Origin of the sequence: Mesorhizobium ciceri biovar biserrulae WSM1271, assembly GCF_000185905.1 — a bacterium.
Classification (GTDB): Bacteria; Pseudomonadota; Alphaproteobacteria; order Rhizobiales; family Rhizobiaceae; genus Mesorhizobium; species Mesorhizobium ciceri.
This window is the reverse complement of the sequence record NC_014918.1, coordinates 260,484-272,027: the sequence shown is the minus strand read 5'-3', so window position 1 is coordinate 272,027 and position 11,544 is coordinate 260,484. Positions and strand designations below refer to the sequence as shown.

Here is an 11,544-nt window from a genome sequence, read left to right as displayed (position 1 = left end):
TCAGGGCTCACCAGACTGCGCTCAGGGGCTGGAAATCAGCCATCAGCGACGCCGGTGTAACAGGTCGGTGATTACCGCCTGGAGACCCAGCACTGCTCCGTTCGCAATTCCGATTCCACTCCCGCAGGACCATCATCTCGTTCATCAAGTTCAGAACTGGCGCTCATTCAGGGGGCGCTAGTCGTGAACGCCGCCAGTTTCTGCCAATCGAAGACAACGCCCACGCCAGGTCCGTCGGGTGCAAGCGCCAAACCATTCTGAAGTCTAAGCGGCTCAGCGGTGTATTGGTCAATATCGAAACTATGCGCCTCTACCCAGCCGGCATTTGTCTGGCCTGCAACGAGGCTGACATGAAGTTCCTGCATTCCGTGACTGCAGACCGGAATGCCAGCCCTGCGTGAGAGCGCTGCCACGCGCAGCCAGCCTGTGACACCGCCGCAGTTGGAGGCGTCAGGTTGGATGTAGCCGAGCTTCGACCATGCAAAGGCATGCTCGAACTCCTCGATGACATGCAGGTTTTCTCCCATGGCCAGGGGCATCCCAGTTGCCTTGGCAATGCTGGCGTAACCTTCATAATCGTCGGGTATGATGGGCTCCTCGAACCACAGCAGATCGTAGGGCGCGAATGCTCTCGCTGCCTCGATCGCTCGCGGGACGGTCAGCGCATAGTTGGCGTCAACCATAAAGATGGTATCGGGCCCAATGCGCTCGCGGACTGCCTTCACCCGGGCCACATCCTCCGCAAGGTCGTCCTTGCCGACTTTGATCTTCACCGCCGTGAAGCCGGCCTTTATATAAGAATCGATGCTGGCCAGGAGCTGATCGAGGGTTAAGTTTAGGTCGATGCCGCCCCGATAGGCCTTGGCGGTCTTCCCTGCCGCACCAGCCATCTGCCACAGCGGCAGGCCACTGCGCCGACCCTTGATATCCCACAACGCAATGTCGACCGCCGATATCGCGAAGGATGCGACGCCACCTCGTCCGACATAGTGGATGTGCCAGAGCATGCCGTCATAGAGCGTCTCGATCCCGGTCGCGTCGCGTCCCCGCAGGAAGGGCGCCAGGTCGTGCTCGATCATTGCCTTGATAGCATAGCCGCCCTTGCCGCCGGTGTAGGTGTATCCGGTGCCCTCGCTGCCATCGGCAAGCCTCAACGTGACGGTCACCAGCTCGAAATGTGTGTGCGCGCCGTGCTTGGCATCGGTCATCACCTCACGCAGCGGGACCCGGAATAGCCGGGTCTCGACCTCCTTGATCTCGGTGCCGTTCATGCTGCTTCCATCGAGCTTTTCGTCGGACCATAATTGCACCAAGCTTGCCAACTGGCAACCACTCTGCTCATTTCATCCACATAAGCTGCGGCTTTCCAGAGAACTGGTGGACCATGGCCTCCGATTTGGTCCGACAAAACAGTCAACGCGCTTGTGCTTTGGTCCGATTTACTTTTTAATGGGTCACCGCTGGGAGGATGAAAGCTTGCTGGAATTGGGAGACCGTCCTGAGATGCCCGCGGCAATTCTCGCCGCCCGGGCGGCCGACGCGATGGTGGCTGGAATCGAGGCCGACATCACGTCCGGACGGATTGGCGACGGCAGCTACCTGCCGGCCGAGCGCGAACTTATGATCGCGTATGGCGTGGGCCGGGGCGTTGTGCGTGAGGCGATTGCGCGCCTGGCCAGCCGCGGCTTGGTGGAAGCCCGTCCACGCTTCAGGCCAGTTGCGCGCAGGCCGGGCCTGGATGCCGCGCTCGGCGCGCTTGAGGGCATTGTCGGCCATCTGCTGAGCGACCAGGCAGGCGTGAAGAACCTCTATGACGTGCGCGTCTTCCTCGAGGCGTCCCTGGCACGCAACGCGGCCATCCATGCCCGCAAGGAAGACATCGCAGCACTCGGGGCCGCCCTGGCCATGAACGAGGCGGCTATTCCGGACTCGCAGAATTTCTACGCAACCGACGTGGCTTTTCATGCCGCGCTTTACGATATCGCCCGAAACCCGGTGCTGCCTGTGGTGCACAAGGCATTCACCGCGTGGCTTTCGCCGCAGTGGATGCGCATGCCCCGATCGCCCGAACGGAACCGCGTGAATTTCCTCAGCCACCGGGAAATCTGCATGGCCATCATCGAGCGCGATCCCGATGGCGCCGAGCGGGCGCTGCTCAACCACCTTTCGGCGGCCTGGGAGTATGTGCGCGGTACATTCGAAAGCCGTGAGGCGCCTGAGGCATGACGCAGTCCTTTGACCATATCGTGGTGGGCGGCGGGGCAGCCGGATGCGTCGCGGCGGCAAGGCTGGTCAAAGCAGGGAGGCGAACCCTGTTGCTGGAGGCCGGCCATTCCCACCATCACCCCCTGCTCGACATGCCTCCCGGCATCTTCAAGATGATCAACGGCTCGAAATTCATGCGCTATCACCGCACAGAGCCGCAAGCCCACCTAGACGGCCGCGTCCATGAAATCTCGCAAGGCAACGTGCTGGGTGGCGGCACCTCGGTCAACGCCCAGGTCTATATGAGAGGCCGCTCGGCTGATTACGACGAGTGGGACGAGATGCTGCGCGGCAACAATGCCGGCGTACGCTGGAACTGGCAGGCGGTGCTGCCGCACTTCACCGGGATGGAGGGAAACAATCGGCTCGGCGGCGAACTGCATGGCAGCGAAGGTCCGCTGCTGGTCTCGGATCCCGGCCACATCGATGATGTTTCGCGATGGTTCGTCCAGGCGGTCCAAGGACTGGGACTCCCGTACAACCATGATTTCAACGGCCCGTCGCAGCGCGGCGTCGGCTTCTACCAGTTCATGAACCGGCGCGGAAAGCGAAGCAGCGCCGCCTACGCTTTCATCGAGCCTCTGACGAATGATCCTAAGCTGACGCTGAAACTCAATTGCACTGTCAGTCGGCTGCTGATCGAAAACGGGCGGGTCACGGGCGTCGTTTACTCCGACGCATCGGGCGCCGAGCGTACCAGTTATGCGGATGCCGACGTGATTGTCTCGTCCGGCGCCCTCATCTCGCCGAAACTGCTCATGCTGTCGGGCATCGGCCCTGCCGACGCGCTTGCCAGGTATGGCATTGCTTGCGCCGCCGACCTGCCAGGGGTCGGCGAAAATCTGGTCGACCATCCGGAGGTCCCGATCATCGCCACGGCAAACGGCCCTTACGGTTATTTCAGGCAAGGCCAAGGCTGGCGGATGATCAGGAATGGCCTCCATTTCAAGCTCTTCGGCACCGGCACGATCCTCTCGGCCGGAGTCGAGGCCGGCGCCTTCGTCAACCCGGCCGATCCGCACGGTGAACCAACGATCCAGGCCTTCTGCGTTCCGCACGTCTATCTGGATCGCGATATCCTCACCCTCGTCGAGAACACCTATGGGCTTACCGTCACGACGGTTGTGGTGAAGCCTAAGTCGCGTGGTTTTGTGAGGCTGCGGTCGGCGGACCCGAAGGACATGCCGGTCGTTTCGCCCAATCTGCTCAAGCATCCAGACGACATGCGGGAGATGATCTCGGGTCAGCGTTATTTCCTGCAGGCGTTCCAGACCAAGCCGCTCGGCGATCGGGTCAAGGCCATTGCCGTGCCAAGTCAGGATGATCTCAGCGATGAGGCGCTGGCAAAACATTGCAAACGCTTCGTCAAGACCAACTACCATCCGGCCGGCACGTGCCGAATGGGCTCGGACAGCGACCGGATGGCGGTGCTGGACGCGGCGATGCGCGTGCGCGGGGTGGACAATCTGCGGGTTGCCGACATGTCGGCCTGTCCGAACATCAATGCCGGCAACACGGCCGCGCCGGCGATGATGCTGGGCGATCGATGCGCCGATTTCATCCTGGAGGCGGCATAGCGCCCCATCCAATTGCAAACAGCGGCGTCGCCGCAGCCTTCAGGGCCGAATGATGAGGAAGTCCATGGTCGCAGAAAGCGACAATCAAGGAGGAAAGAGCATGATCATTACCCGTCGAAAACTACTGGTAGGCTCCGCCGCCGGCGCGGTCGCGCTGATGCTCGGCTCACGCGCCTTTGCGGCGCTGCCGCCACTCGCCAAGAAGGACAAGTACAAGGTCGGTTTCGCCCAGACGGAAAGCAACAATCCGTGGCGCCTTGCCGAGACCAAGAGCATGCGGGACGAAGCCGCCAAGCTCGGCCATCAACTGGTTTACACGGATGCCGCCGGATCGTCGGCCAAGCAGGCTTCCGATGTGAACTCGATGATCGCGCAGGGCGTCGACGCCATCTTCCTGCCGCCGCGCGAGGACAAGCCCCTGGTGCCGGTTATCCTGGCGGCGCGCGATGCCGGCATACCGGTGTTCCTGGTCGACCGCGACGTTGACCACACGATGGCCAAACCGGGCGAGGATTACGTCTGCTTCATCGGGTCGGATTTCATCGAGGAGGCGACCCGTATCGGCGAATGGCTGGTCAAGAACGCCAATGGCAAGTCGAAGATCATCGAACTGGAAGGCACGACCGGCGCCTCGGCGGCCACCGATCGCAAGAAGGGCTTCGACGATTTCATCGCCAAGCATTCGGAGTTCACTATCCTGGCGTCTCAGTCCGGCGACTTCGCCCGCGACAAGGGCCGGCAGGTTGCCGAGACGCTGCTTCAGGCGCACCCCGATGCGGATATCATCTACGCGCACAATGACGAGATGGCGCTGGGTGCAATCGCCGCTTTGGAAGCCGCCGGCAAGACCCCAGGCAAGGATGTGCTGATCTTGTCGATCGACGGCGAGAAGGAAGGCGTACAGGCGATCATCGACGGCAAGATCGGCGCCATCTGCGCCTGCAGCCCGCTGTTCGGGCCGAAGGCCTTCGCCACGATGGCCGATTATGCCGCCGGCAAAAAGATCCCGCCCTTTATTAAGAACGAGGATGCCTTCTTCGACCCGACGAATGCGAAGAAGGACTTCGATATTGCATTCTGATATCCACCCTGTTTCCAGCTGCCCTACCCGCTCCGGCGGGTAGGGTTTGGAGTTTGCCGATGATCACTCAGCCGGATCAAGCAGCGCTGCTCCTGGACATGCGTGACATCCAGAAGCGTTTTGCCGGTATCCCTGCCTTGGCCGGTGCCTCACTCCAGGTCCTTCCGGGCGAGGTCCACGCACTCATCGGCCAGAATGGTGGGGGCAAGTCGACCCTTATCAAGGTGCTCACCGGTTACCACCGTCGGGATGGGGGTCAGGTGCTGTTCGAGCAGAGGCCGTTCGAGGTCGGGTCTCCGCATGAGGCGCAGGTCAGCGGCATCAGTACCATCTACCAGGAAATCAATCTCGTCCCGCTCCGCTCTGTAACCGAGAACATCTGCCTCGGACGCGAGAAACGCCGTCGGGGACTGCTCGACTGGAGCGCGATGCATGCTGAAGCCGAGCGCCTGCTCAGCCGGTTCTCGATCCGCATTGATGTGCGCCGCCCGCTCGGCGACTTCAATACCGCCACGCAGCAGATGGTGGCGATTGCCCGCGCCATCGGCTTTTCCGCCCGCCTCGTGATCATGGATGAGCCGACCTCCTCGCTGGACGAGCGTGAAGTCTCAGTTTTGTTCAGCGTCGTCCGGCAGCTCAAGGCCGAAGGCGTCTCGGTTCTATTCGTCAGCCACAAGCTCGACGAGCTCTACGAGGTATGCGACCGGGTCACGATCATGCGCGATGGCCACACGGTGCGCAGCGCTGCGATGAGCGACATCGGCAAACTGGAACTGGTCGCGGCCATGCTTGGCCGCGATGTCGCGGTGGTCGACGGCCACGCGACTGCGTTCGGCGCGCGCGATCGTTCGAGGATAGGCGATGTGCTGTTTACCGCGCAAGGGCTGTCGGCCGGCCAGTCGGTTCGCAATGTGACCTTCGATGTGCGCCGCGGGGAGATTGCCAGCTTTGCCGGCTTGCTCGGCGCCGGCCGCACCGAAACAGCTCGCCTTGTATTCGGCGCCGACCGCCTGAAGGCCGGCGAGATGACGATGGAAAGGGCATCCTACCATCCTGAGCGAGCCGCCGACGCAATCGCCGCCGGAATGGGGTTCTGCACAGAAGACCGCAAAGCCGAAGGCATCGTGCCGGAGATGACGGTGGCGGAAAACATAACGCTGGCACTGCTGCCGAAGATCAGTCGCAACGGCATCCTGAACGAAGACCGGCAGCGCGAGATCGTCGCGCGCTTCATTCGCGACCTCGGCATCAAATGCTCCGGTCCCAACCAGAAGGTCCGCGAACTCTCAGGCGGCAACCAGCAAAAGGTGCTGCTGGCCCGGTGGCTGGCGATGAACCCGAAGCTGCTCATCCTCGACGAGCCGACACGCGGCATCGATGTCGGGGCTAAAGGCGAGATCCAGCGCCTCATTCTGAAGCTTGCCGACGATGGGCTCGGCGTCCTGATGATCTCCTCGGAAATCGAGGAGGTAATGGAAGGGGCGGATCGCATATTCGTGCTGCGCGAAGGGGTGAGCGTGGCCGAACTGGAAGGCCAGGCGGCCAACGTGGAGGACGTACTCGCGGCGATGGCGCATGGCGGTTCGCCGGTGGAGGCGGCAGCTTGAGCGATCTGGCCACACCATCCCCTGCCAACGACGCCGGCGCCCGCGGTTTCAATCTGTTCGGCTTTCTGGCGCGCTACGGAACGGTGATCGCGCTGATGCTGCTGATCGCCTTCAATCTCGGCTATACTCGCAATTTTGCGACGCTGCAGACGCTCAACGTCAATCTGACCCAGGTCTGCACCATTGTGATCGTCGCGGTGGGAATGACGCTGGTGATCGCCACCGGCGGCATCGACCTGTCGGTTGGTTCGCTGATGGCTATCTCCGGCGCACTGGCGCCAATGATCTTCATGGGCAAGATCTTCCCGGTCGGGAACACCTACCTGGCGGTCGTCGTGGCGATGGTCGTCTCGATCTTCGTTGCCGGCCTGTTGGGACTGTTCAACGGGTGGCTCGTCTCCCGCTTCCGCATCCAGCCGATCGTCGCAACGCTTGTGCTGTTCATCGCGGGGCGCGGGATCGCGCAGGTCATGACCAACGGCAATCTGCAGACCTTCCGCGTGCCGCAATTCCAATGGATCGGCCTGGCCCGCCCACTCGGCATTCCGGCACAGGTCATCATCATGGCCGTGCTGGTTGCAGCGGCGGCGTGGGCTCTTCACCGCACGGTATTCGGGCGAAGCATCCTGGCCGTCGGGGGCAACGAAAAGGCCTCGGAACTCGCTGGCATCGCCGTAGCGAGGATCAAGCTCGCGGTCTATGCGATCAGCGGCCTTTGCGCGGGGCTGGCCGGTCTCGTCGTCATCGCGATCAACTCCTCCAGTGACGCAAATCTTGTCGGGCTGGGCATGGAATTGGACGCCATCGCGGCTGTCGCAGTGGGCGGTACGCTGCTCAGCGGCGGCAAGGCGACGATTATCGGCACCCTGCTCGGCGCGCTGACCATTCAGTTGGTCCGTTACACGCTGCTCGCCAATGGTGTGCCCGATGCCGCTGCGCTCGTGGTCAAGGCCGCTATCATCGCATTCGCCGTCTGGCTGCAGCAGCAACACAGAGTGTAGTTATGAACAGCGCCCGACTGATTGGCATAGTCGGCACCTACGGTGTCGTTGTCGCGCTTGCAGCCTTGGTGCTGTTCGGATTCTTGCGCTACGAACGTTTCCTGGGCTTCTTCAATGTGATGAGCGTTCTGCGCTACAACTCGATGTTCGCGCTCGTCGCGCTCGGCATGTGCTTCGTGATCATGACCGGGGGCATCGACCTGTCGGTCGGCTCCGTCGCCGCCTTGGGCAGCGTCGCTTCCGCGCTGGCGAGCCCCCACGGCATAGCAGCTGGTGTTGCAGCTGGCGTGGGCGCCGGCTTGGCAGCCGGGCTGATCAACGCGCTCTTGGTTACGCGCGCAAACCTGATGCCATTCATCGCCACGCTTGCCACCATGCTGGCCGCAAGCGGCTCGGCGTTGCTTCTGGCTGGCAACCAGTCCGTTTCGGTGTCCTATGATTCAGGTTTCACCGCCATCGGCCAAGGAAACTTCTGGATCTTCCCGATCCCGGCGGTCATCGCCCTGGTTGCGTATGTGGTCGGATCGGTCGTCCTGAATTACACCAGCACGGGACGGACGGTGCTGGCCATCGGGGGCGGCGAAGATGCATCGCGGCTGATGGGGCTGCGCACGGACCGCATCAAATTTCTCGTCTATGTCGCAAGCGGTTGCCTGGCCGGGCTCGCGGGCGTCGTTCTCGCTTCGCAGTTCGGCGCAGGCCAGCCAATCGAGGGCGTCGGCTGGGAGTTGTCTGCCATCGCTGCCGTGGTCGTGGGCGGGACGCTGCTTACCGGCGGCTCGGGCTCAGTCATGACCACGCTGGCCGGTGTGCTCCTGCTCGGCATCCTTTTCAACATCCTGAACTTTGAAAACGGGTTGGGTTGGATCTCCCTCTCGGCCTACTGGCAGTCCGTCATCCGGGGGCTCTTCCTGCTGGTCGTGGTGCTGCTCCAGGCGCGGCTGACCGGACGGCGCGGAAGCTGGCCCGCGACGACAAGTGGCCCATGAGCGCCGCTAAAGTGCAACGCTAATTGCCGTCGTTGCATCTGTCCGTTTGCCGAAGAAACCTCGCGGATAATCCCCAAAATGCAAGTCCCAGAGGCATGGTGAGGAGCCCACATGCGAGGGTCCGAAAATGCGCATTTATAGCCATTGCAGTCCGCGATACGCGCCACCCACTTAGCAGCCTTGTGCCTTCAGGGACCGGACCATGCGAACAACTCACTCAAAACCTGCCATTGAAAAGCTGACGAAGCGCGAAGCTTCCGGACCGAAGCATCTGTTGCTGGTCCTTGCGTCCCACTTCGCTCATTGGAAGCCGTTTTTGGACAGTCGGCTTCGAACTCGGCCGCCTTGTTCGGACCCGAAACCGTGTTGGCGAAATACCGCATCCGATCGGGCGCGCCCGATCTTCGTTGCTCAGTCCAGCGCCCTTGCGTGAGCGGCTTCTGTCAAACCGATTGGCCGAGCCTTTGTTCCGGTGGTGGACTGTCTGCGATCCGGGTGGCGAACGAGGATCAAGGAAGGAACAAGGGGGCCGTGCCCAAGTTCGGGGCGATGTTCCACCGCCGCCGATGAACTCGAGCGGCTGCGCAGCAACAACCGAGGCACGGGATCATGACCGTTCAGATTCGACTTTCCGAGATCGACCACGCCAGGCGCGAAGATCATGGCGACGGTGCCTGGAGCATCGCACCGGACCTGGGTTATTTGCGGCTGGCAATCGTCAATGTCGTGTTCTTCGGCGCACCGCGCAGCGGAGATCGGAACTGGGTGCTAATAGATACGGGGTTGCCGACGTCGAGAAGCAGTATTCTTGCGGTCGCGGAAAAGCGGTTTGGCACCAACGCACGGCCTGCCGCGGTTATCCTGACACACGGCCATTTTGACCATGTGGGAACGGTTCTGGACCTCGCGAATAGGTGGGAGGTGCCCGTCTTCGCGCATCGACTCGAGTGGCCCTATTTGGACGGAACTGAATCTTATCCGCCACCGGATCCCTGGGTCGGGGGCGGACTGATGGCGCTGCTTTCGCCGCTCTTTCCGCGCGGGCCGATCGATCTTGGCAACCGATTGGAACTCTTGCCCGCCGACGGATCGGTCCCCGGAATGCCCGGATGGCAATGGCTGCACACACCCGGGCACGCCCCTGGTCACATTTCGCTCTGGCGCGAGGAAGACCGCTCGCTGATCGTAGGGGACGCTTTCATCACCACCGGTCAGGAGTCCGTCTATGAGGTCGCCGTCCAGGATCTCGAGATGCACGGTCCGCCGCGCTACTTCACGCCGGACTGGGATGCGGCGGAAAGATCTGTGAAGCGTCTGGCTGCCCTGAACCCTCAGATGGTCATCACTGGACACGGTGCGGCTGCCGCTGGAGTGGGCATGCGTAAAGCTCTTGACAGTCTGGCTGAGCGCTTCACGGTGTTCGCCGTCCCGCCGAAATCAAAATTCGTACGCGAGCCAGCGACGGCTGCAAATAGCTGAGGTAACCGAGCCGCCGTCGTTGTGAATATGGTCACGTTGGACAACTCCATCTCTCGAGCAGGTAGAGTTCCCCCCTCGGGTCGCGCCCATGTCGCCCAAACACTGACAAGCGGAACAATCCCGGGAGGCGCCAGTTAGGCGTCGCACGCTTGGGCGACTTGCGGCCAGCCCCGAAAAAATCCCGCGTCAGGAGCAGACGTCAGATGGAAAACGAGCACCCCGAAGGACGTGTCCTCTCCGCCGGCGCGGCGATCGGCAAGAAGTTCGGGCCCCCACCGGTCGTCACGAGCCATGACTGGCGTCGATTCGCTCATGGGCCAAAACCGTGGAGCGGTCCCGGCTCCACCAGCTTGATGGGGTGATCGACTTAGCTGTGCTCCATCGCCGTGCCGCCGAATTGGAGTTTGTGCACGAGCCAGCGAGGAGGAACAAACCTGGGAAGCGCCAGTTAGGTCCTTCGTCCGGCGGAGGGCGGCACCCCGGCCACGCGCCTTGAAGTTGGTTCAGAGAAAGGCTTCAGATGAGAAGTGCCAAGAGCGCGTGCCCCAAGAACGCGTCCTCTCCAGGATTGGTGGCCGAGCAAGTGTTGTTGCGATCCAGCTCCAAGCCGGGGCGGCAACTGCTCTGGATCCCGGCAATCGCATTCTTGCCCGGTTGCGCGGGGGGTGTGCTCGACCCGCAAGGACCCATTGGCTCGGGCAACCGCACGATCCTCTTGAACTCACTGGCGGTGATGCTGGTGATCGTTGTTCCGACGCTTGTTGCGCTCTTGGCCTTCGCATGGAAATTCCGCGCCTCGAACAGCGACGCGCGCTATGACCCGGAGTTCACCTATTCGGGGCGCATCGAGTTGATCGTCTGGTCGATCCCCACGCTCACCATCCTTTTCCTGGGCGGGCTGATCTATTACGGATCGCACCAGCTCGATCCGCGCAAACCGATCCCTTCCGCGCAGCCGCCGCTCGACATCCAGGTGGTGGCGCTCGACTGGAAATGGCTGTTCCTCTATCCCGAGCAGGGCGTGGGCGCTGTCAATCAATTGGTTATCCCCGCCGGCGTTCCAGTTCATTTCAAGCTGACCTCGGCCAGCGTGATGAACACGTTCTTCGTGCCCCAGCTTGGCAGCATGGTCTACGTCATGAACGGCATGCAGACCGAGTTGCATCTGCAGGCCGACCGCGAGGGCAGCTTTTTCGGCCAGTCGGCGCACTTCAGCGGCGACGGCTTCTCGGACATGAACTTCAGCGTGAGCGCGGTTTCAGCCGATGCCTTCACCCGCTGGACGTCGTCGCTGCGTGGCGGGGGCGGCGTGCTCAACGCGAATGCCTACCGCGAGCTCGCCCGGCAAAGCACCAACGTGCCGCCGTCCACGTTCGGTCATGTTCAGCCCGGGCTGTTCGATGCCGTCGCTCAGCAGATATTGCCCCCGGGTCCGGGGCCGGCCGAAAGTGCCGCCGGCGGCGAGCCACAGGTGAGCCCAAAGGCATTGCCCGCGGCGGCGCCGCCGACGGGGCATCATCCACAGGCAGAAGGGGCGGAATGACG

The 11,544-nt window shown here is 62.3% G+C and carries 9 protein-coding genes; 8 read left to right on the top strand and 1 reads right to left on the bottom strand.

All coding sequences use genetic code 11. The features are described 5' to 3' along the window. Positions 1-167 precede the first annotated feature (167 nt). Positions 168-1,271 carry a mandelate racemase/muconate lactonizing enzyme family protein gene (locus tag MESCI_RS31520; protein ID WP_013525264.1) on the bottom strand — a complete coding sequence of 368 codons (1,104 nt, stop codon included), beginning with the start codon at positions 1,269-1,271 and terminating at the stop codon, positions 168-170. Here MESCI_RS31520 and MESCI_RS31515 point away from each other — a divergent pair. The 8 genes from MESCI_RS31515 (at position 1,270) to cyoA (ending at position 11,542) form a co-directional block, all read left to right on the top strand. Continuing rightward, positions 1,270-2,226 carry an FCD domain-containing protein gene (locus MESCI_RS31515; protein ID WP_245265409.1) on the top strand — a complete coding sequence of 319 codons (957 nt, stop codon included), beginning with the start codon at positions 1,270-1,272 and terminating at the stop codon, positions 2,224-2,226. The genes MESCI_RS31520 and MESCI_RS31515 overlap by 2 nt on opposite strands. Further along, entirely contained in the window at positions 2,223-3,842 is a 1,620-nt protein-coding gene (locus MESCI_RS31510) for a GMC family oxidoreductase (protein WP_013525262.1), read from the top strand. The genes MESCI_RS31515 and MESCI_RS31510 overlap by 4 nt, the downstream gene beginning before the upstream one ends. A 100-nt stretch (positions 3,843-3,942) precedes the next feature. Further along, the gene (locus MESCI_RS31505; RefSeq protein ID WP_013525261.1) at positions 3,943-4,923 is read left to right on the top strand and encodes an ABC transporter substrate-binding protein; all 981 of its coding nucleotides are present in this window, start codon (positions 3,943-3,945) and stop codon (positions 4,921-4,923) included. Positions 4,924-4,982: 59 nt separating this feature from the next. Then, positions 4,983-6,530, top strand: coding sequence for a sugar ABC transporter ATP-binding protein (locus MESCI_RS31500; protein ID WP_013525260.1), 1,548 nt, complete (start codon positions 4,983-4,985; stop codon positions 6,528-6,530). After that, entirely contained in the window at positions 6,527-7,531 is a 1,005-nt protein-coding gene (locus MESCI_RS31495; protein ID WP_013525259.1) for an ABC transporter permease, read from the top strand. The genes MESCI_RS31500 and MESCI_RS31495 overlap by 4 nt, the downstream gene beginning before the upstream one ends. Before the next feature lie 2 nt (positions 7,532-7,533). Continuing rightward, positions 7,534-8,520, top strand: a complete 987-nt coding sequence (locus MESCI_RS31490; RefSeq protein ID WP_013525258.1) for an ABC transporter permease — start codon at positions 7,534-7,536, stop codon at positions 8,518-8,520. A gap of 609 nt (positions 8,521-9,129) precedes the next feature. After that, a complete protein-coding gene (locus MESCI_RS31485; protein WP_013525257.1) occupies positions 9,130-9,999 on the top strand; it encodes an MBL fold metallo-hydrolase in 870 nt (289 codons plus the stop codon). Between the two features lie 520 nt (positions 10,000-10,519). After that, a complete protein-coding gene (gene cyoA / locus MESCI_RS31480) occupies positions 10,520-11,542 on the top strand; it encodes a ubiquinol oxidase subunit II (RefSeq protein ID WP_013525255.1) in 1,023 nt (340 codons plus the stop codon). The last annotated feature ends 2 nt before the right edge of the window (positions 11,543-11,544 follow it).